Genomic DNA, 21,304 nt, shown 5'->3' with positions numbered 1-21,304 from the left:
TCCTCACCACGTGGACGGGTTGGCCTACCAGGTGGACGGGTAGGTCCGTGCCTGCGTCGTGGAGGGGGCTACTCGGTACTTCTCGAGCACCTGGGACATGAGAGTGCGGAACGCCGGAGCCGCTCCACTCGACCACTTGTTGGTCTGCGGCTTCGTGAACGTCACCGTGACAACATACTGGGGGTCCTCGGCGGGTGCCATTCCGGCCACCGAGGTGATGCGCTGCGAGCCGTAGCCCTTCGACCCCTCGGCCACCTCGGCCGTACCCGTCTTCGCGGCGATGTTGTAGCCGGAGATGGGCTTCATGCCCACCAGCGTGCCGCCCGTGACCACGCTCTGCAGCATGTCGGTGACCTGGGTCGCGGCGTTCGCGGACACGACGCGCGTCCCCTGCACGTCGGGCGCGTCGATCGTCTTGCCGTCAGCGGTCTCGCAGCCCTTCACGAAGTGCAGCGGGATCCGGACACCGTCGTTGGCCAGGGTCTGGAACACGCTCGCGACCTGGATCGCGGTCGTCGAGATGCCCTGTCCGAACATCGAGTTGATGTTCGTCTGCTGGTCCCAGTTCGGGCTCGTGCCGTAGTCCATCGACGGCTGGCCCGGGTAGTCGATCGCCGACTCCGGCTGGAACAGCCCGAACTTCTGCATGTAGTCGTACCGCTGCTGCGCGGTCAGGCGGGAGCCGAGCTCCGTGATGCCGACGTTCGACGAGTCACGCAGGATGCCCGTCAGCGTCAGGTTCTCGGTGGGGTGGAACTCCGAGTCGTGGATCGTGCCGCCCCAGGGGAACGAGCGCGAGTACGGCACGACGGCCTGGTCGGTCGGGCTCGACTTGCCCTGGTCGATCAGGGCGGCGGCGATCGCGGCCTTGATGGTCGACCCCGGCTCGTAGGACGCCGTCAGCGCCCGTGAACCGTACGCACCCTTGTCGGTGGTCGCGTCGACGTCGTTCGGGTCCACCGTGGGGTAGTCCGCCACGGCGAGGAGCTCACCCGTCTTGACGTTCGTCACCGTCGCGGTCGCCGACTCGGCCTGCAGGTCCTTCGCCGCGGACGCGATCGTCTGCTCCGCCATGTACTGCAGGTCACTGTCGATCGTGGTCTCGAGCGTGCCGCCGTCCTTGGCCTTCTTCGTGGTCACCGTGCTGCCCGGGAGCTGCACGCCGTCCTCGCCGCGCTCGTAGGTCTCGGAGCCGTTCGACCCCGCCAGGCACTTGTCGTACGCGAGCTCGAGGCCGGCCTGGGCGCCGTCGGTCCCCATGAAGCCGGTGAGGTTGCCCGTCGTCGCCGCCGTCGGGTACACCCGCGAGGCCTGCTGCTCCTTGTAGACCCACGGGATCCCGAGCGCCGTCACCGCCTCGTAGTGCTTCACGTCGAGGCCCTTGACCAAGTACGCGAAGTCGGACTTCGGGTTCGCGGCGATGTTCTTCCGCATCGTCGGGACGTCGCCGCCGGAGGCCTCGGCCAGCGCCTTGAGCGCCGTGTCGACGGTGACCTCCTTCACACGGGTGCCGCCGAGCTTGCCCTCGAACTCCTTCACCAGGCGCGGAGCCGTCGTGATGTTGTACCGGGTCACGCTGTCGGCGAGCTCGGTGCCGTTGCGGTCCACGATCGAGCCGCGGGTCCCGTAGATCGTGACCGGGATGCTCCGCTTCGCCTTCGACTGCTCGTTGAGGTCGGCTGCCTGCACGACCTGGATGTCGACCAGTCGGATCACGAAGACCGCCACGAGGGCGATCACGGCGATGATCACGACGCTGTAGCGGAGTCGTCGGCTGCGGATCGTCTTCGTCACGCGGTGCGGTCCTTCCGGGCGGTGCGGTGGTGCGGCGAGGGAGCCCTCGGTCAGGGCTTCCCGGGAGACCCTCGGTCAGGGCTGCCCGCGCCCGCAGGTCACCGGGTGGAGGGTGCCTGGAGCTGGTTCGGGTCGGACTCTACGTCGGCCGTCGAGGATGCCCCGCCCGACGCGCTGGCGCCTGCGGTCTTCTCAGCGTCGGTCGTCGCGGCCCCGTCGGTCGCCGCGGCCTTGTCGGTCGTCGCGGCCTTGTCGGTCGTCGCCGACGTGCTGTCGCTGCCGGTCGTCGCCGTCGTGCTGTCGCTGCCGGTCGTCGAGCCGCTCTCCTTGCTCGTCGACGTGTCGCCCTGCTGCGCGGCGAGGGGCACGTCCTTCAGGAGCGAGTTCGGCACCTGGTTCGAGGTCGCTGCGGTGGCCTGGTCGGCGACGGCCGGGGTCGGCGTGCCGTAGACACGACCGGTCCGCGGGTCGAGGTACACCGGCGTGGAGTTCGCGATCATCCCGAGCGCCTGGGCGTTCCGCGCCAGGTTCTGCGGGGAGTCGAGGACGCGGAGTTCCTCGGACAGCGACTGCTGCGTGCGGGACAGGTTCGTCTGCTCCGTGCTCAGCGAGTTGAGCGTGTACGCGCCCTGGCTGAGCACCATGCTGATGCCGAGCTGCGCCAGGAGCAGGATGCCGAGCGCCGCCACCGCCACCACCGCGTAGGCGATCCGGGGACGAGCGCGGCGCTGGGCCCTGGTCGGCGTGACCTCGACGAGCTCCGGTCGGTCGTGCCGCGTGGGCCGCGGGGCGCGGGACGGGACGACGGCGGGGTCGACGAGTGCGAGGTTCGTGCTCATGTCACTTCCGGATCCGCTCGGCCGCGCGCAGGCGCACGGGTGTTGCTCGTGGGTTGGCGGCGCGTTCGGCCTCGTCGGCCAGCTCGGCGCCCTTGACGACCAGGGAGTAGGTGGGCGCGTGCTCGGGGAGCTCCACCGGCAGGTCGGCCGGGGCGCTCGACTTCGTCCGGGCGATGAGGGCCCGCTTGACGATGCGGTCCTCGAGCGACTGGTACGACTCGACGACGATCCGGCCGCCGACCGCGATCGCGTCGAGCGCCGCCGGGATGGCTCGCTCGAGGACGCTCAGTTCGGCGTTGACCTCGATGCGGAGCGCCTGGAAGACGCGCTTGGCGGGGTGACCCTGGCGCTGGATCGCCACCGGGGTCGCGTCGTGCAGCACCTGCACGAGATCGCCGGACATCTCGAACGGCGTGTTCGCCCGCCGTTCGACGATCGCTCGGGCGTAGCGGCCGGCGAGCTTCTCCTCGCCGTAGCGCTGGAAGATCCGGCGCAGTTCGCCCTCGTCGTAGGTGGCCAGGACGTCGGCGGCGGTCTGCCCCTCGGTCCGGTCCATCCGCATGTCGAGCGGGGCGTCCTGGCTGTACGCGAAGCCGCGTTCGGCCCGGTCGAGCTGCAGTGACGAGACGCCGAGGTCGAACAGGACCCCGTCGACCTCGGTGAAGCCCTCGTCCTCGATCGCCTCGGCGATGCCGTCGTAGACCGTGTGCACGAGGCGGACGCGGTCGCCGAACCGGGCGAGGCGCTCCCCCGCGATGCCGAGCGCGTCGGTGTCGCGGTCGAGGCCGATGAGCGTCAGCTCCGGGAACCGCTCGAGCAGCCCCTCGGAGTGTCCGCCCATGCCGAGCGTGGCGTCGACGACGACCTTGCCCGGCCCGTCGAGGGTCGGCGTGAAGAGGTCGACGATGCGCTCGAGCATCACCGGCGTGTGCGGGAACCGCGGTGCGCCTGCAGGTTCGTCGTGTTCTGCCATGTGCAGCCCCTCGTCTCCTGGGCCGCGGGTCCGGATCCCCATCCATGCGACCTGACACCGGGGAAGGGGTGTCAGGGCGGACGGCTGGGAGTCCCGATCCACGGATCAGAAGATCCCCGGGATCACCTCCTCGTCGTTGTCGGCGAAGCCCTCTTCGACCTCGGCGTAGTAGGCCTCCCACGCGGTGGTCGACCAGATCTCGGCACGGTCACCGCTGCCGATGACCGTCAGGTCCCGCTCGAGCCCCGCGTACTCACGGAGGTTCTGCGGGATGGTGACGCGGTTCTGCTTGTCGGGCGTCTCTGCGCTCGCCCCCGAGAGGAAGAGGCGCATGTAGTCCCTGGTGCGCTTCGAGGTCATCGGAGCGGTGCGGATGCGCTCGTGCAGTTGCTCGAACGTGTCCGCGCCGAAGACGACGACGCAGCGTTCCTGGCCACGGGTCATCACGAGCCCACCGGACAGTTCGTCCCGGAACTTGGCGGGGAGGATCACGCGACCCTTCTCGTCGAGCTTCGGGGCATGGGTACCGAGCAGCACGCCGGGCCTCCCCTCCGCTCCACCGGACCGTTGTGTGCACCACTTTACTCCACTCCCCTCCCCAAGCCCAGGAAATCGCTCCCCGAATCGCCTTCGTGCCCCGTTCTGGGGCGGTCCGGGAGTTCGTACGGCGTCGCCGAGGCCCGGACTCTCGCGGATCCGCGGTCAGGTGGAGCGGAGTGGAGCGCGTGGAGGGAAGTGGAGGACTTTCGCAGCCCCGAGGCCGCTCCGACGGCGCGGCGTCGGCCTGAGCCCGCGCCGGGTCCCGCCGAGATCGCACTTCCGCGGCCACGCCGGGGGCCGGAAGCGCACGAAGTGCGATCTCACGCCAAACCCCACCGGCGCCGGGCGCGCGAAAACGGGGCCGGTCCCGAAGGACCGACCCCGTGGAGGAGTGTGGAGAGCCGGCGGCCTGCCTAGCTCTGGTCGTTCCGCTTGTCCCAGCGGTCGTTCATGCGGTCCATGAAAGACCCGCCGTTGCTGCCGCCGGCAGTCGGACGCGATGCACCGCCGGACGAGGGGGCACCGGCTCGAGGCGCCTTCGCCTTCGGAGCACGCATGCCGGGTCGCAGTGCGAAGAGGACGCCGGCGAGCATCACGACGAAGCCGAGGATGCCGATGAGCGGCTGGCGGAGGACCAACCCGACGATGACGATCGCGACACCCGCGAGGGCACCGAGCACCCCGAGCGTGATCGACGTGTAGGTCGGACGACCCTGGCGGCGTGTGACGCGCGCCACGAAGTCGGAGTCATTCTGGTAGAGGCTCCGCTCCATCTCTTCGAGGAGTCGCTGCTCTTGCTCCGAGAGTGGCATCTGTGTTCCCTCTGTTCCTGGGATCGACGCGTGGTTGAGGTGGGTCGAGTCTACGACTCGACCACTCCACTAGGGTAGGGAGTGTGGCTGAGAGTACGCGATTAGTGGACCTCGTGTCGGCGCGCATCGATCGGGCGCTGGACGACCAACGTGAACGACTCGCCGCCATCAGTCCGGACCTCGCTCCGTTCGACGAGTACGCGCGGGATCTGCTGTCCGGGGGCAAGCGCTTCCGGGCACTGTTCTGCTACTGGGGATGGCAGTCCGTCGCGGGCCGATCGGGCTCGTTCGACCCCCTCGCCGAGGGCTCCCGGCAGACCACGGCCGAGGCGATCGTCACGGTCGCGGCCGCGCTCGAGATCTTCCACGCCGCGGCCCTCGTCCACGACGACATCATGGACCGCTCGGACACCCGTCGCGGGCGTCCGGCAGCGCACCGCCGGTTCGAGTCCCTGCACGAGCAGTCGGGCTGGGTCGGCGACCGCGGTCTGTACGGCACGAACTCGGCACTGCTGCTCGGGGACCTCCTGCTGTCACTGAGCGACGCGGTGTTCGACGAGGGGCTCGCGCTCCTCGACCCGGCGCGCGGCCGCATCGTCCGCCAGGAGTTCCACACCATGCGGCTCGACGTCACCGCCGGGCAGTACCTCGACGTGCACGAGGAGACGGCCTGGCCGACCATCGACGAGGCCGAGCACCTCGTCCGCGCCCAGCGCGTCATCGTCTTCAAGTCGGCGAAGTACTCGGTCGAGGCACCCCTCGTGATCGGGGCCCTCGTCGCGGGCGCCACGGATGCGCAGCTCGAGGGGCTCCGCGCGTTCGGACTCCCCCTCGGCGTCGCCTACCAGCTCCGCGACGACCTGCTCGGCGTGTTCGGTGACCCGAGCGTCACCGGCAAGCCCGCCGGCGACGACCTGCGGGAGGGCAAGCGCACCGTCCTCATCGCCTCGGCGCGGAAGACCCTCGCGAACGGCCCCCGGCAGCTCCTCGACGAGCTCCTCGGCGACCCGGACCTCGACGAGGGGCAGGTGCAGATGCTCCGCGCGACCCTCACCGAGTCCGGCGCCGTGGCAGCGGTCGAGCGGTCGATCGACCGCCACGTGCAGCGCGCGAAGGCAGCGATCGAGGCGGCTCCACTGACGCCGTCGGCGCGGGAGCAGCTCGTCTCGCTGGCCGACACGGTCAGCCGCCGCGTCGCGTAGACGCACCCGTCAGGCCGACTGGAGGCGCGGTGCCAGCTGGCACCGCGCCTCCAGTCCGTCCGGGGGTCGCGTCTCGGGCGGCGACCGCTCGAGCAGTGGACGTGTCGTCTAGAGCAGCGACTGCGCCACGCGACGCACCTCGGCCTTGCGGCCGGCGCGCAGCGCGGCGATCGGCGAGGTGCCGAGCACGTCGTCGGTGGAGAGCATCCACCGGACGGCCTCGTCGTCGGTGAACCCGTTGTCGCTGAGCACCGTGAGGGTGCCGCGCAGCTCGGGCATGGGCTCACGCTCCTCGAGGAACTCGATCGGCACCCGGAGCACACCGCCGACGCGAGCGGCGAGCAGGGTCTTCTCCTCGAACAGACGGTGGATCCGGCCGGGGCTGGTGCTGAACAGGTCCACCAGCTCGGGGACGGTCAGCCATCGCTCGGAAAGGGTCGTGTCATCGACGGGTGCTGCGCTCACAGTCCCCATGGTGCCAGAGTGCCGGGCGAGGTCGCACCGTCTCGTTCGTCACACTCGTCACACACGCAACATCTGACTCTCTGGTTGACTTGGGAATCGCGCCATGCCAGCGTTGCAGCACCTGTGAGTGCGCATGCGCGCGCACGGCTCACCGCAAGGGAACAGGAGACACCCGTGGACCACGCTGCAGACGAAGACGCCCGGCGCGCACGATCCGCCCGGTTCGCCACCATGCCCATCGTCCTCGCGGGGACGATCGCGGTGACCGCGGGCCTCACCGGACCGGTCGCCCACGCCGAGACGCACCACGAGGACGACAGCAAGCACAAGCGGCACGTCGACCAGGACCGCAACGTCGGGGACCGTCCCGTGTTCGGCACCGCCGTCGCCCGTCCGTCGCAGACCACGGTGACCACCGTCGTCGCGACCTCGAAGGCCCCCACCACGTACACCGTGCGCCAGGGCGACACCGTGTCGGGCATCGCCGCCCGCTTCGGACTGTCCGCGCAGGAGGTCCTGGTCCGCAACGGCCTCGGCTGGAACACGATCATCCACCCCGGCCAGACGCTCCACCTCGCGTCGACGCCGGCCGTCCGCACCGCGTCGACGGCCTCGACGTCGAGCACGGGCAGCTACCACGTGAAGCAGGGCGACACCGTGTCGGGCATCGCGTCTCGTGTCGGCGTGTCGACGACGGCGCTCCTCAGCGCGAACACGCTCTCGTCCCGCTCGGTGATCTACCCCGGGCAGACCCTGCGCGTGCCGACGGCGGGGTCGTCCGCCGCGGCCGCGCCGGTGGCCGGGTCGTCGGCGGGTGCGTCGTCGTCGGGTGCGTCGTCAACGGCCCGCGCCGCCAGCGTGAAGATCGGCACCGGTGACACCATCGCCTCCATCGCGGCGGCGCACGGCGTCTCGGTGTCGTCGCTCCTGTCGGCGAACGGCCTCAGCTACACGAGCACGATCTACGCGGGCAAGACGCTCGTGATGCCCTCGGCAGGCGGGTCCGGCTCCGGGTCCGGGGCCTCGTCCGGGACCTCGCTCTCCGCCGAGCAGCGGGGCAACGCCGCCACGATCATCTCCGTCGGACGATCCCTCGGGGTGCCCGACCGCGGCATCGTCATCGCGCTGGCCGCGGCGATGCAGGAGTCGAGCCTCCGGAACCTCCCGCACGGCGACCGCGACTCGGTCGGGCTCTTCCAGCAGCGCCCGAGCCAGGGGTGGGGTTCCGCGGCGGCGCTGCAGGACCCGGCGACCGCGACGAAGCTGTTCTTCACGGGCAACGCGGGCACGACCCGCGGCCTGCTCGACGTCCCCGGGTGGTCGTCGATGAGCGTCACCGCCGCGGCCCAGGCCGTGCAGGTGTCCGCGTACCCGAAGGCGTACGCCCAGTGGGAGTCGACGGCGAAGCGCCTGCTGACGTCGCTCTGAGCCTGGCCGCCCGACGAAGCCGAGTCATCCGCAAGATCGAGATTCGGTCACGACCGGAGCGTCAGTGCCGGTCCGTGCAGTCCCGATTCGTAGAATGCCGCCGATGACCACCAACGCCGCCACGGACCCGATGATCGGTCGCATGATCGATCACCGGTACCGCGTACGCTCCCGCATCGCCCGCGGGGGCATGGCGACGGTGTACCTCGCGACCGACGTCCGGCTCGAGCGACGGGTCGCGATCAAGATCATGCACGGGCACCTGGCGGACGACCAGGCGTTCCGGGAGCGCTTCATCCAGGAGGCCCGCTCCGCCGCCCGGCTCTCCCACCCGAACCTCGTCGGCGTGTACGACCAGGGCGCTGAGGACGACACCGCGTACATCGTCATGGAGTACATCCCGGGCATCACGCTCCGGGACCTCCTGCAGGAGCACCACGCCCTGACGCCCGAGCAGGCGACGGACATCCTCCGCGCCGTCCTCGCGGGGCTCGCCTCCGCGCACCGCGCCGGCATCGTGCACCGCGACCTCAAGCCCGAGAACGTCCTGCTCGCCGACGACGGCCGCATCAAGCTCGGCGACTTCGGGTTGGCACGGGCCACGACCGCGAACACCGCCACGGGGGCGGCCCTGCTCGGCACGATCGCGTACCTCTCCCCCGAGCTCGTCACGCGTGGCGCCGCCGATTCCCGCAGCGACATCTACGCGCTCGGCATCATGCTCTACGAGATGCTCACCGGCGAGCAGCCGTACAAGGGCGAGCAGCCGATGCAGATCGCCTACCAGCACGCGAACGACTCCGTCCCGGCCCCGAGTGCCGCGGTGTCCGGCGTGCCGTCCGAGCTCGACGACCTCGTCGCCTGGGCCACCGCACGGAACCCCGACGACCGACCCAGCGACGCCCGCGAGATGCTCGACCACATGGCGGGCAACCAGCAGCGCGCCACGGGGCAGTACCGCACCGCCGTGCTGCGGCCGGAGAACGCGACCGCGGTCCTCCCGGCGAGCGGCGGACTCGGCGACGGCCGCGGTGGCCGCGCCGGCCCCGGCGGCGGCACCGGCGGCGGCGCGACCTCGGACTCCGGGGACGCGACCACGATCCTCGAACCGGCCGCGCAGCCCTCGCCTGCCCGGACGAACCGCAACGCCCCGGGGCCCCGACGGACGGGTTCGCAGCCCGGGGTGCTCTCCCCCGCCGGACAGCGCCTCGCCGACAAGTCCGCGAAGCGCCGGAAGCGCGGGTGGATCGTCCTGGCGATCGTCGTGTTCCTCGCGATCGTCGGCGGCACCCTCGGGTGGGCGCTCGGCCCCGGCCCGTGGGGCAACGTCCGCATCCCCGAGGTCGCCGGCAAGTCGGTCTCGCAGGCACGCCAGCTCCTCGAGGCGCAGGGACTGCAGACCGCGAAGGCCACCGGTGCCCGCTTCGACGCCGTCGTCGCGAAGGGCCAGGTCTCGACCACGAAGCCGGCCGCGAAGCGCGAGGTCCGGAAGGGCACCTCGATACAGATCGTCGTGTCGAACGGGCCGAAGATGATCGCCCTGCCCGCGATCGTCGGGCAGCCGATCTCCACCGTCACCGCCGCCCTCGACGACGACTTCCAGCTGCAGGAGGACCAGTACCGGTTCTCCCCCGACGCCGCGAAGGACACCGTCATCGCGGCGACCGGGCTCGGGACCGGCGGCGAGACCGTCGACCTCAGCAAGGTCACCGAGTACGGCGAACGCGGCCCGGTGACGCTCACGGTGTCGCTCGGTCCCGTCCCCGACGTCGTCGGCAAGACCGTCGACGAGGCCACGAAGGCCTTCGACGCCGTCGGCCTGACGATCGGCGCGCAGGACGGGCAGTTCAGCGAGGACGCTCCCGAGGGGCAGATCCTCTCCGCGAAGCCGCAGGACGACCCCGCGGTCAAGGGCACAGCGATCGACCTCGTCGTGTCGAAGGGTCCCGCGCCGATCTCGCTGCCGGACGTGCACGGCAAGACGATCAACGAGGCGACCTCGACCCTCGAGAACCTCGGCCTGAAGGTCGACGTGCCGGACTGCACGAACATCCTGTGCGGCTTCTACGACTGGAAGTCGTCCCTGCCGGTGTCCTCGACGGACCCGGTGGCGGGCACCACGGTGCACCGCGGCGACACGATCACGCTGGCCTACGAGCAGTAGGCGCTGCGCAGGAGGCGCGCGCCGACCGTGACCGTGACCACGTGACGGACTGGAGGCGCGGTGCCAGCCGGCACCGCGCCTCCAGTCCGGTGGTGCGCAGCCACGTTCCGGGCCCGGCGACACCTCACGCACGTCTGCTCGCGTGAGGTGTCGCTGCGCGGGATGCGCCGAGGCGCGCGGCCGCGCGAGCGCGGCCTACGCGCGCACGTACGGGTGCGCGCCGAGCTCCTCGGCGACGAGGAACGCCAGCTCGAGCGACTGCATGTGGTTGAGGCGCGGGTCGCACAGGGACTCGTAGCGGGTCGCGAGGGTGGCCTCGTCGATCTGCTCCGAACCGCCCAGGCACTCCGTGACGTCGTCGCCGGTGAGCTCGACGTGCATGCCGCCCGGGTACGTGCCGACCTCGCGGTGGGCCTCGAAGAAGCCGAGGACCTCGTCCACGACGTCGTCGAAGCGGCGCGTCTTGTAGCCGGTCGGGGTGGTCAGGCCGTTGCCGTGCATCGGGTCCGTCACCCACAGCGGGTTGGCGTCCATGCCCTTGATCGCCTCGAGCAGCTTGGGCAGCTCGCCGCGGATCTTGCCCGCACCCATGCGGGTGATGAACGTCAGGCGGCCGGGCTCGCGGTTCGGGTCGAGCTTGTCGACCAGGGCCTTCATGTCGTCGACGCTGGTGGTCGGGCCGAGCTTCACGCCGATCGGGTTCCGCACGCGGGACAGGAAGTCCACGTGGGCGCCGTCGAGGTCGCGGGTGCGCTCACCGATCCAGATGAAGTGCCCCGACGTGTCGTACGCCTGGCCGGAGCGGGAGTCGATGCGGGTCATCGGCCGCTCGTAGTCCATGAGCAGCCCCTCGTGGGAGGCGTAGAACTCGACGTGCTTCAGCTCGTCGAAGTCGGCACCGCAGGCGTCCATGAAGCGGATCGCGCGGTCGATCTCCTGCGCGAGGTGCTCGTACCGGGCGTTCGCCGGGTTCGACGCGAAGCCCTTGTTCCACGAGTGCACCTGGCGGAGGTCGGCGAAGCCGCCCTGCGTGAAGGCACGGACGAGGTTGAGGGTCGACGCGGCCGTGTGGTAGCCCTGCACGAGGCGACGGGGGTCGGCCTGGCGGGACTCCGGCGTGAAGTCGTAGCCGTTCACGATGTCGCCACGGTAGGCGGGCAGCGTGACGTCGCCGCGGGTCTCGAAGTCGCTCGAGCGCGGCTTCGCGAACTGCCCCGCCATGCGGCCCATCTTGATGACGGGCATCGACGCGCCGTACGTCAGCACGACGGCCATCTGCAGGATCGTCTTCACGCGGTCGCGGATCGAGTCGGCGGTGGCACCGGCGAAGGTCTCGGCGCAGTCACCGCCCTGCAGCAGGAAGGCCTTGCCCTGCGCGGCGGCGGCGAGCCGGTCGCGGAGCTTGTCGACCTCGCCCGCGAACACGAGCGGCGGCAGCGTGGCGATCTCGGCCGAGGCGGCCTCGGCCGCGGCCGCGTCCGGCCACGTGGGCTGCTGCTTGATCGGGAGCGTCCGCCAGTAGTCGAGGCCCTCGATGACGTCCGGATCCTGCAGGGCGACGAAGTCTGTCGACTCGAACAAGGGCGTTACCTCGGTGTTCTGGTGGAGAGGGCCACGAGGGCCGTGCCGGCGGATGCCGGGACCTTCGAATCCTAACGTGCGGACGTGCCGCGCCCATTCCTCGTGACCTTGCCCCGCATGACCTGCTCGCGCGCGGTGCTCGCCCGCTCCTTGACGCTCGTCGCGTAGACGTCCAGGTACTCCTGGCGGCTCAGTCCGGCGAGGGCGTGCATGACCTCGTCCGTGACGCTCCGGAGGATGAAGCGGTCCGTCTCGAAGCCCTCGAAGCGGGAGAAGTCGAGCGGCTTGCCGAACACGACGCCGACGCGCTTGAACTTCGGGATGCGCTGCCCGATCTGCTGGACCTCGCGGGTGCCGACCATCGCGACCGGGATCACGGTGACGCGGCCCTCGAGGATCATCCGGGCGATGCCGGTCCGGCCGCGGTAGAGCTTGCCGTCCGGGCTGCGCGTGCCCTCGGGGTAGATGCCGAGCTGCTCACCGCGGGCCAGGACCTGCAGGCCCGCACGGAGCGACGCCTCGGATGCCTTGCCGCCGGAGCGGTCGATCGGCAACTGGCCGATGGCGTTGAAGAAGGTCTTCGTCAGCCAGCCCTTGAGCCCCCGGCCGGTGAAGTAGTCGCTCTTCGCCAGGAAGGACACGCGGCGGTCGAGCACCGCGGGCAGGACCACCGAGTCGATGAACGAGATGTGGTTGGACGCGAAGATCACCGGCCCCTTGGCGGGGACGTACTCGCGGCCGACCACCCACGGCCGGAACAGGGTGAGGATGAGCGGACCGAGCAGGAAGTTCTTCAGCAGCCAGTAGGTCATCGACGACTCCTCGACGGTGGGTGACGTTGACGGTGGTGACGGTGGGCGTCGTCGACGGTGGGTGTCGGTGACGGTGGGTGTCGGACGCTACGCCGTGCGGGCGTGGATGCGGGCGAGGTCGGCCGCGCCGACCACCCCGGCGTCGTTCACGAGTTCGGCGATCACGAAGTCCGGCTCGGGGTGGTACCCGCGGGCCGGCAGGTTGCTGAGGTACGCCTGCTTGATCGGGTCGAGCAGCCGGTCCCCCGCGCTCGCGACACCGCCGCCGAAGACGAACAGCTGCGGGTCGAGCACGGCGGAGAGCGAGGCGCAGGCCTCGCCGAGGTGCCGGCCGAGGCGACGGAGCGCCGCGAGGGCACCCGGGTCGTCGGCGAGGATGAGGTCGCCGACGATGTGTCCGTCGAGCTCACCGCCGTTCGCCGCGCGGGCATCCGCGAGCGCCTGGCCGATGCCGCCGGCGTCCGCGACGTCGTTCGCCATCCGCTGCAGGGCCCGGCCGGAGCCGTACTGCTCGATGCAGCCACGGGCGCCGCAGCCGCAGGGCAGGCCGTTCGGGACGATCCGGAGGTGGCCGATCTCGCCGCCGGTGCCGAAGCCACCACGGAAGAGGCGGTCCTCGGTGACGATCGCGCCGCCGACCCCGGTGCCGATCGTGAGCATGGTCATGTCGGACACGAGCCGTCCGGCACCGAAGCGGAACTCCGCCCAGCCCGCCGCGTTGGCGTCGTTGTCGACCGTGATGTGCAGGTCGCCGATGCGCTGCTGGAGCTTCTGGCGCAGCGGCTCGTTCCGCCACCGGATGTTCGGCGTGTAGTAGACGATCGACTGCGAGGCGTCGATGAAGCCGGGCGCGGCCACCCCGACCGCACTCACGTCGTGAGCGGCGCGCAGTCGCGAAACCATCGCGACCACGTCGTCCAGCATGGCGTCCGGGTCCGCAGCGTTGGTGGCCACCCGGTCCTCGGCGAGGATCTCGCCCAGTTCCGTGACGACCGCCCCAGCGATCTTGGTGCCCCCGATGTCGATTCCGATGGCGTGCACGAAGAAGGAGCCTACCGGTTGTCCTCGCGCTCACGGAACGCACGGTGATGCGCCCTATGCTGGCGGTGTCGCCTCGACGATGAGGCGTCCTCGAATCGAACCGGCCGACAAGGGAGTCACCGTGAACGATCAGCGGCACCCAACACCGATCACCGCCCCCGACCACGGCTCAGCCGCGCGACTGCTCTCGGAGCGGGCCCGGCAGACACCGGACCGGCCGATCCTGGCTGAGCGTCACGGCGACACCTGGACCACGATCAGCGCCGCCGACGTCGAGCGCCGTGTCCGCGGCATCGCGAAGGGCTTCGTCGCCGCCGGCCTCGAGCCCGGTGCGCACGTCGCGATCCTGTCCCGCACCCGCCTGGAGTGGACGCTCGTCGACTTCGCCGTGTGGACCGCCGGCCTCGTGTCCATCCCCGTGTACGAGACGAGCTCCCCGGACCAGGTGCGCTGGATCCTGTCCGACTCCGAGGCCGTCGCGATCGTCGTCGAACAAGAGGAGCACGCGCGCCGTGTCGCCTCGATCGCGCCGGACCTGCCCCACCTCGGCCAGCACTGGACGATCGACGGCGGTGGTCTCGACGACCTCACCCGCCTCGGCGAGGACGTCACCGACGCCGAGCTCGACGCCCGCACCGCCGACGTGCACGGGCACGACGACGCGACGATCATCTACACGTCGGGCACCACCGGCCGGCCGAAGGGGTGCGTGCTCCGGCACGACAACTTCACCGCGACGGTCGAGGGTGCGTCCGAGGCGATGCCCGAGGTGGTCGCCGACGGCGCCTCCACGCTCCTGTTCATCCCGATGGCCCACGTGTTCGCCCGCTTCATCGCGGCGATGAGCGTCTCCGCCGGGGTCCTCGTCGGCCACGAGCCTGACACGAAGGACCTCATGCGGGCGGTGTCGACGTTCAAGCCGTCCTTCCTGTTGGCCGTCCCGCGCGTGTTCGAGAAGATCTACAACTCCGCCGAGCAGAAGGCGGACCTCGGCGGCAAGGGCCGGATCTTCCGCGCCGCCGCCGCCACCGCCGTCGCGCACTCCGAGGCACTCGCGGCGGGCAGGGTGCCGCTGGGGCTCGCGCTCCGCTTCCGGCTCTTCGACAAGCTCGTGTACGCGAAGCTCCGCGACGCGCTCGGCGGGAGCGTCCGGTACGCGATCAGCGGTTCCGCACCGCTCTCCCCCCGCCTGTCGCACTTCTTCCGCTCGATCGGCGTCCTCATCCTCGAGGGCTACGGGCTCACCGAGACGACCGCCCCCGCGACCGTGAACCGCGCGGGCGAGCTCCGGATCGGCAGCGTCGGCCGGGCACTCCCGGGCATCGAGATCCGGATCGCCGACGACGGCGAGATCCTCATCCGCGGCGTCGACGTCTTCGACCGGTACTGGCGGAACGACGAGGCGACCGCGAAGGCCCTCGTCGACGGGTGGTTCCGCACCGGCGACCTCGGGCGGCTCGACGACGACGGGATCCTCACCGTCACCGGCCGCGCGAAGGAGCTCATCGTCACCGCGAGCGGCAAGAACGTCGCCCCGGCACCGCTCGAGGACGGCATCCGCGAGCACCCGGTCATCGGCCAGGTGGTCGTCGTCGGCGAGGGCAAGCCGTTCATCGCCGCGCTCGTCACCCTCGACCGCGACATGCTCCCCGGCTGGTGCGAGGCACGCGGCATCACGCCGGCGCTGTCCGCGCACGAGGCCGCCTACGACGAGCGTGTGCACCACGCCGTCCAGGAGGCCATCGACGCCGCCAACCAGCGTGTCTCCCGCGCGGAGTCGGTGCGGTCGTTCACGATCCTCGACACCGAGCTCACCGAGGCGTCCGGGCACCTCACGCCGAAGCTGACGATCAAGCGGCCGGTGATCATGAAGGACTTCGCGGCCGACATCGAGCACATCTTCTCGGGCTCGAAGGTGCAGACCACCGCGACCCCCGTGGTCGAGACCCGGCGGCGCAACCGCGCGTAGGGGGCCGTTCCGCGCGTGGTGGGCCGTTCCGCGCGTAGGGAGTCGTTCCGCTCGTAGGGAGTCGTTTCGCGCGTAGGAGGCAGGTTTTTCCGACCCCCTATGCGCGATCCTGCCTCCGATTGCGCGCGCGATGGGTCAGAACGCAACCGCCTGGAGGCCCGGACCACGTCCCTGGGACGTGATCCGGGCCTCCAGGCGGTCGTGTCTGCGCGCGGGGCGCGACCCGCTGTCGGGTCAGCACCGCGGCGTCCGCAGCGCGGGTCCGCACCGCGGCGTCAGCAGCGTGGAGTCAGCAGCGCAGCGTCCGCGGCGCGCTCAGCGCTCGGCCGACGCCTCCGCAGCGGGGGCGTCGAGGACGGCGATCGAGGCGGTCGTGACCGGGGTCTCGGCGGGGCGACGGTTGGTGCGTGTGCGGTGCGAGCTGAGCTCGTCGTTCTGACTGGTCATGCGGATGTCCTGGGGGGGGTGGGAAGCGGTGTCGGTGGGAGGCCGACAGCAGCACGGTACCTCCTGGTCAGGACAAAGCGACAATCCCACGAAGGGGTGTCACGGGAAGTTCACGAATCGCGAACGACGTTGACGCGGAGGGGGGTTCCGTGGCCTCGCCGCCGTGGTGCGCGCCGACCTCGTCGCCGCGCCGCGTTCTAGTGGAACCAGTCCTGCTCGCGGATGTCGCGGAGGGCCCGTCGACGGACCTCCGGCTCGAGCGTCATGACGTACACGGTGCCGTCGAGGTGGTCGACCTCGTGCTGCAGTGCCTCGGCCATCAGGCCGGTGCCCTCGACCACCACCTCGGCGCCGTCCACGTCCACGCCGCGGACCTTCGCGTACGGGTGCCGGCGGGTCGGGTACGCGAGCCCGGGGACGGAGAGGCAGCCCTCGTCCATGAGCTCCGGCTCCCCCGAGACCTCGACGACCTCGGGGTTGAGGACGTAGCCGACCTCGCCGTCGACGTTGTACGAGAACGCGCGGAGGCCGACGCCGATCTGGGGCGCGGCCACGCCGGCGCGGCCGGGCTCCTTGACGGTGTCGACGAGGTCCTGCACGAGGTCGCGGACACCGCTCGACCCGAGTGCTCCGGGTGCGATCGGGTCGGCCGGCGAGCGGAGGACGGGGTCGCCGAAGAGGCGGATGGGACGGACGGTCACGTTACTGCAGCACCACCAGGAGGTCGCCGGCGTCCACCTGCTGGGTCACCGGGATCGCGAGACGGCCGACGGTGCCCGCCACGGGCGCCGTGATGGCCGCTTCCATCTTCATCGCCTCGATGCTCGCCACGGCCTGCCCGGTCGAGACGACGTCACCGACGGCGACCTTGAGCGTCACGACACCGGAGAACGGTGCCGGGACGTGCTTCGGGTCGGACTTGTCCGCCTTCTCGGCGGCCTTCGACTCGACCTCGACCGAACGGTCACGGACGGAGACCGGACGGAGCTGCCCGTTCATCGTCGCCATGACGGTGCGGATGCCCTTCTCGTCGACCTCACCGATGGCCTCGAGCCCGACGAACAGGTTGACACCCTTGCCGAGCGGCACGGTGTGCTCCTGGCCGGGGCGGAGGCCGTAGAGGTAGTCGACGGTCGGGACCACGGAGAGGTCGCCGTACTGCTCGCGGACGGCCTCGAACTGCTGCGTCGGCTGCGGGAACAGCAGACGGTTGAGGGCTCGTCGCCGTTCCGGACCCGGCGTGCCCAGGTGCTCGCGCTCGGCGTCGGGCACCGGCGTGATCTCGAGCCGGACGTCGCGCCCCTCGAGGACCTTCGACCGGAACGGCTCCGGCCACCCCCCGGGCAGGTCGCCGAGCTCGCCGGCCATGAAGCCGACGACGGAGTCCGGGATGTCGTACTTCTGCGGGTTCTGCTCGAAGTCCACCGGGTCGGCGTCGACCGCGGCGAGCTGCAGCGCGAGGTCGCCGACGACCTTCGACGACGGCGTGACCTTCGTCGGGCGCCCGAGGATCCGGTTCGCCGCGGCGTACCAGTCCTCGACCTGCTCGAAGCGGTCGCCGAGGCCGAGCGAGATCGCCTGCTGCCGGAGGTTCGACAGCTGACCGCCCGGGATCTCGTGCTTGTACACGCGGCCGGTCGGGCCGGGCAGACCGGACTCGAACGGTGCGTACGCGCGACGGACGGCCTCCCAGTACGGCTCGAGGTCGCCGACGGCGTCGAGGGAGAGACCGGTGTCGCGCTCGGTGTGGGCCAGGGCCGCGACGAGCGCGGACATGCTCGGCTGGCTCGTCGTGCCGGCCATCGGCGCGGAGGCGACGTCCACCGCGTCGGCACCGGCACGGGCCGCGGCCAGGAGCGTCGCGAGCTGCCCACCGGCGGTGTCGTGCGTGTGCACGTGCACGGGCTGGTCGAAGCGCTCGCGCAGCGCGGTGACGAGTTTCTCGGCCGCACCGGCGCGGAGGAGCCCGGCCATGTCCTTGATGCCGATGACGTGCGCGCCGGCCTCGACCATCTGCTCCGCCAGGCGGAGGTAGTAGTCGAGCGTGTAGAGCTTCTCTGCCGGGTCGAGCAGGTCCGCGGTGTAGCAGAGCGCCGCCTCGGCGACGGCGGTGTCGGTGGCGAGCACGGCCTCGAGCGCCGGGCGCAGCTGGCTGACGTCGTTGAGGGCGTCGAACACGCGGAACACGTCGACACCGGTCGCGGCGGCCTCGGCGACGAAGGCATCCGTCACCTCGGTCGGGTACGGGGTGTATCCGACGGTGTTCCGGCCGCGCAGGAGCATCTGGATCGGGATGTTCGGCATCGCCTCGCGCAGGGACGCCAGGCGCTCCCACGGGTCCTCGCCGAGGAAGCGGAGCGCGACGTCGTACGTGGCGCCGCCCCAGGCCTCCATGCTGAGGAGCTGCGGGGTGAGCCGGGCCACGTGTGGGGCGACCGCGACGAGGTCCTTCGTGCGGACCCGGGTGGCGAGGAGCGACTGGTGTGCGTCGCGCATCGTCGTCTCGGTGACGGCCAGCGCGGTCTGCGCACGGAGGGCCTTCGCCCACTCGGCCGGACCGACCTCGCGCAGCAGGTCGCGCTGCCCGGCCGGCACCGGAGCGCTCAGGTCGAGGGACGGCAGCTTCTCGCTCGGCTCCACCGTCTGCGGACGACGCTCGCCGTTCGGCTTGTTCACCGTCACGTCGGCCAGCCAGTTGAGCACCTTGGTGCCGCGGTCCTTCGAGACGTGTCCGCTGAACAGCTGCGGACGCTCCTCGATGAACTTCGTCGAGATGTCGCCGCGGCCGAAGTCAGGGTCCTCGAGCACGGCCTGCAGGAACGGGATGTTCGTCGACACGCCCCGGATGCGGAACTCGGCGAGGGCGCGCTTCGCACGGGCCACCGCGGCCGGGAAGTCCCGCCCACGACAGGTCATCTTCGCGAGCATCGAGTCGAAGTGCGGGCTGATCTGCGCGCCGGTGGCGACCGTGCCACCGTCGAGGCGGACGCCCGCGCCGCCGGGACTGCGGTACGTCGTGATGCGACCGGTGTCCGGACGGAAGCCCTGCGTCGGGTCCTCGGTCGTGATGCGGGTCTGCAGCGCGGCGCCGTGCACCTGCACGGAGTCCTGCGTCAGGCCGAGGTCGGCGAGCGTCTGCCCGGCGGCGATGCGCATCTGCGACTGCACGAGGTCGACGTCCGTCACTTCTTCGGTGACGGTGTGCTCGACTTGGATGCGCGGGTTCATCTCGATGAAGACGTGCTGGCCGCTCTTCTCGCCCTCCGTGTCGAGCAGGAACTCGACCGTGCCGGCGTTGACGTAGCCGATGGAGCGGGCGAAGGCGACGGCGTCGCGGTGCAACGCCCGGGCGACGGCTGGATCGAGGTTCGGAGCCGGCGCGATCTCGACGACCTTCTGGTTGCGCCGCTGCACGGAGCAGTCCCGCTCGAAGAGGTGGATCGTGCCCGCCTCGGTACCGGTCGCGTCGGCGAGGATCTGCACCTCGATGTGGCGCGGGCGGATCACGGCCTGCTCGAGGAACATCGTCGGGTCGCCGAACGCACTGTCGGCCTCGCGCATCGCCTCTTCCAACGCGGCGCGCAGCTCGGGCTTCGTCTCCACCCGGCGCATGCCACGCCCGCCACCGCCGGCGACGGCCTTCGCGAAGACGGGGAACCCGATCGCGTCCGCGCCGGCGATGAGCTCGTCGATGTCGCGGCTCGCCGGGGTGCTCGCGAGGACCGGCACGCCGGCCGCGATCGCGTGCTCCTTCGCGGTGACCTTGTTGCCCGCCATCTCGAGGACGTGCTCGCCCGGGCCGATGAAGGTGATGCCGGCCGCAGCCGCAGCAGCGGCGAGCTCCGGGTTCTCGGACAGGAAGCCGTACCCCGGGTAGATCGCGTCGGCACCCGACTCCTGCGCCACGCGGACGATCTCGGAGACGTCCAGGTACGCCCGCACGGGGTGCCCCCGCTCCCCGATCAGGTACGCCTCGTCCGCCTTGAGGCGGTGCAGCGAGTTGCGGTCCTCGTACGGGTAGACGGCGACGGTCCGCGCCCCCAGCTCGTACGCGGCACGGAATGCACGGATGGCGATCTCGCCACGATTGGCGACCAGGATCTTGCTGAACACGAGGTGCCTTTCAGCCCGGGTTGAGGTGAGACAACCCTAGTGGCGGTAACGTTGCTGACCGTGCATGTACTCAGCGTGAGCTCCCTCAAGGGTGGTGTCGGCAAGACGACGGTGACGCTCGGCCTGACTTCGGCCGCGTTCGCCAAGGGACTGCGCACGCTGGTGGTGGATCTCGACCCGCAGTCGGACGTCTCGACCGGGCTCGACATCAACATCTCCGGACACCTCAACGTCGCCGACGTCCTCGAGAACCCGAAGGAGAAGATCGTCCGCCAGGCGATCGCCCCCTCCGGCTGGACGAAGGGCTCCCAGGGCAAGATCGACGTCATGGTCGGGTCCCCCTCGGCCATCAACTTCGACGGACCCCACCCGTCGATCCGCGACATCTGGAAGCTCGAAGAGGCCCTCGCCAACGTCGAGCAGGACTACGAGCTCGTCCTCATCGACTGCGCGCCGTCGCTCAACGCCCTCACCCGTACCGCCTGGGCCGCGTCCGACCGCGTGACCGTCGTGACCGAGCCGGGGCTGTTCTCCGTGGCTGCCGCCGACCGTGCCCTCCGCGCGATCGAGGAGATCCGCCGCGGCCTCTCCCCCCGCCTGCAGCCGCTCGGCATCATCGTGAACCGTGCCCGCGTGCAGTCGCTCGAGCACCAGTTCCGCATCAAGGAGCTCCGGGACATGTTCGGCCCGCTCGTGCTCTCCCCGCAGTTGCCCGAGCGCACGTCGCTGCAGCAGGCGCAGGGTGCGGCGAAGCCCCTGCACGTGTGGCCCGGCGAGTCCGCGCAGGAGATGGCGCGGAACTTCGACCAGCTGCTCGAGCGCATCATGCGGACGGGCAAGATCGGCCCGTACGCCGACGGCAGCGCCGCGTAGGGCGCGCCGGCCGGGCGCCGGGTCGCGCCGCGCGCTGCCGCACGGTGCCGCTCGCTTGCGCTCGCTCGTTCGCTGAGATCGCATTTCCGCGGGCTCGCTGAGGCGGCCGACGCGCCGAAGTGCGATCTCGCGGGGCCCGCCCGCTGCCGGCGGTCGCTCAACACGCCGCCCGCGTTCGCCGAGATCGCGTTTTCGCGCGCGGGCTCAGGCCGCTGACGCGCGGACGTGCGATCTCACGGCCGCCGTGTGTC

The 21,304-nt window shown here is 70.9% G+C and carries 17 protein-coding genes; 5 read left to right on the top strand and 12 right to left on the bottom strand.

Annotated elements, in window-relative coordinates; genetic code table 11:
* Positions 1-24: 24 nt before the first annotated feature.
* From DEJ28_RS07210 to DEJ28_RS07190, 5 genes are all read right to left on the bottom strand, one after another.
* A complete protein-coding gene (locus DEJ28_RS07210; RefSeq protein WP_111115013.1) occupies positions 25-1,794 on the bottom strand; it encodes a peptidoglycan D,D-transpeptidase FtsI family protein in 1,770 nt (589 codons plus the stop codon).
* Positions 1,795-1,892: 98 nt separating this feature from the next.
* Entirely contained in the window at positions 1,893-2,633 is a 741-nt protein-coding gene (ftsL, locus tag DEJ28_RS07205; protein ID WP_111115012.1) for a cell division protein FtsL, read from the bottom strand.
* 1 nt (position 2,634) lies between these two features.
* Entirely contained in the window at positions 2,635-3,606 is a 972-nt protein-coding gene (rsmH, locus tag DEJ28_RS07200; RefSeq protein ID WP_111115011.1) for a 16S rRNA (cytosine(1402)-N(4))-methyltransferase RsmH, read from the bottom strand.
* Positions 3,607-3,711: 105 nt separating this feature from the next.
* The gene (gene mraZ / locus DEJ28_RS07195; protein WP_111115010.1) at positions 3,712-4,143 is read right to left on the bottom strand and encodes a division/cell wall cluster transcriptional repressor MraZ; all 432 of its coding nucleotides are present in this window, start codon (positions 4,141-4,143) and stop codon (positions 3,712-3,714) included.
* A 416-nt stretch (positions 4,144-4,559) separates the two neighbouring features.
* A complete protein-coding gene (locus DEJ28_RS07190) occupies positions 4,560-4,958 on the bottom strand; it encodes an SCO2097 family morphological protein (RefSeq protein ID WP_111115009.1) in 399 nt (132 codons plus the stop codon).
* 83 nt (positions 4,959-5,041) lie between these two features.
* On the opposite strand from DEJ28_RS07190, the gene DEJ28_RS07185 reads away from it, so the two are divergent.
* Complete coding sequence (locus tag DEJ28_RS07185) at positions 5,042-6,160, top strand: polyprenyl synthetase family protein (RefSeq protein ID WP_111115008.1); 1,119 nt, start codon at positions 5,042-5,044, stop codon at positions 6,158-6,160.
* Positions 6,161-6,268: 108 nt separating this feature from the next.
* Here DEJ28_RS07185 and DEJ28_RS07180 read toward each other — a convergent pair whose 3' ends face one another.
* Complete coding sequence (locus DEJ28_RS07180; RefSeq protein WP_111115007.1) at positions 6,269-6,634, bottom strand: Rv2175c family DNA-binding protein; 366 nt, start codon at positions 6,632-6,634, stop codon at positions 6,269-6,271.
* 222 nt (positions 6,635-6,856) lie between these two features.
* On the opposite strand from DEJ28_RS07180, the gene DEJ28_RS07175 reads away from it, so the two are divergent.
* Entirely contained in the window at positions 6,857-8,053 is a 1,197-nt protein-coding gene (locus DEJ28_RS07175; RefSeq protein ID WP_111115074.1) for a LysM peptidoglycan-binding domain-containing protein, read from the top strand.
* A gap of 103 nt (positions 8,054-8,156) precedes the next feature.
* Positions 8,157-10,217, top strand: coding sequence for a Stk1 family PASTA domain-containing Ser/Thr kinase (gene pknB, locus DEJ28_RS07170; protein WP_111115073.1), 2,061 nt, complete (start codon positions 8,157-8,159; stop codon positions 10,215-10,217).
* A gap of 195 nt (positions 10,218-10,412) precedes the next feature.
* On the opposite strand, the gene DEJ28_RS07165 is transcribed toward pknB, so the two are convergent.
* The 3 genes from DEJ28_RS07165 to DEJ28_RS07155 form a co-directional block, all read right to left on the bottom strand.
* The gene (locus DEJ28_RS07165) at positions 10,413-11,798 is read right to left on the bottom strand and encodes a class II 3-deoxy-7-phosphoheptulonate synthase (protein ID WP_111115006.1); all 1,386 of its coding nucleotides are present in this window, start codon (positions 11,796-11,798) and stop codon (positions 10,413-10,415) included.
* Between the two features lie 71 nt (positions 11,799-11,869).
* Positions 11,870-12,610, bottom strand: a complete 741-nt coding sequence (locus DEJ28_RS07160; protein ID WP_111115005.1) for a lysophospholipid acyltransferase family protein — start codon at positions 12,608-12,610, stop codon at positions 11,870-11,872.
* Between the two features lie 87 nt (positions 12,611-12,697).
* Complete coding sequence (locus DEJ28_RS07155) at positions 12,698-13,651, bottom strand: ROK family glucokinase (RefSeq protein WP_111115004.1); 954 nt, start codon at positions 13,649-13,651, stop codon at positions 12,698-12,700.
* 121 nt (positions 13,652-13,772) lie between these two features.
* Between DEJ28_RS07155 and DEJ28_RS07150 the strand changes: the two genes are divergently transcribed.
* Complete coding sequence (locus tag DEJ28_RS07150) at positions 13,773-15,620, top strand: AMP-dependent synthetase/ligase (protein ID WP_111115003.1); 1,848 nt, start codon at positions 13,773-13,775, stop codon at positions 15,618-15,620.
* 315 nt (positions 15,621-15,935) lie between these two features.
* On the opposite strand, the gene DEJ28_RS07145 is transcribed toward DEJ28_RS07150, so the two are convergent.
* The 3 genes from DEJ28_RS07145 to DEJ28_RS07135 all read right to left on the bottom strand — a co-directional run bounded on the left by DEJ28_RS07145 (position 15,936) and on the right by DEJ28_RS07135 (position 20,180).
* A complete protein-coding gene (locus DEJ28_RS07145) occupies positions 15,936-16,067 on the bottom strand; it encodes a hypothetical protein (RefSeq protein ID WP_258367991.1) in 132 nt (43 codons plus the stop codon).
* 197 nt (positions 16,068-16,264) lie between these two features.
* Complete coding sequence (locus DEJ28_RS07140; RefSeq protein WP_111115002.1) at positions 16,265-16,768, bottom strand: peptide deformylase; 504 nt, start codon at positions 16,766-16,768, stop codon at positions 16,265-16,267.
* A 1-nt stretch (position 16,769) separates the two neighbouring features.
* Positions 16,770-20,180, bottom strand: a complete 3,411-nt coding sequence (locus tag DEJ28_RS07135; RefSeq protein WP_111115001.1) for a pyruvate carboxylase — start codon at positions 20,178-20,180, stop codon at positions 16,770-16,772.
* Positions 20,181-20,240: 60 nt separating this feature from the next.
* Here DEJ28_RS07135 and DEJ28_RS07130 point away from each other — a divergent pair, with 60 nt between their 5' ends.
* Positions 20,241-21,053 carry a ParA family protein gene (locus DEJ28_RS07130; protein WP_111115000.1) on the top strand — a complete coding sequence of 271 codons (813 nt, stop codon included), beginning with the start codon at positions 20,241-20,243 and terminating at the stop codon, positions 21,051-21,053.
* Positions 21,054-21,304 lie beyond the last annotated feature (251 nt).

Origin of the sequence: Curtobacterium sp. MCPF17_002 (genome assembly GCF_003234115.2) — a bacterium.
GTDB lineage: Bacteria > Actinomycetota > Actinomycetes > Actinomycetales > Microbacteriaceae > Curtobacterium.
Note: the sequence above shows the minus strand (reverse complement) of the source record. Positions and strands in the feature narration are given on the sequence as shown.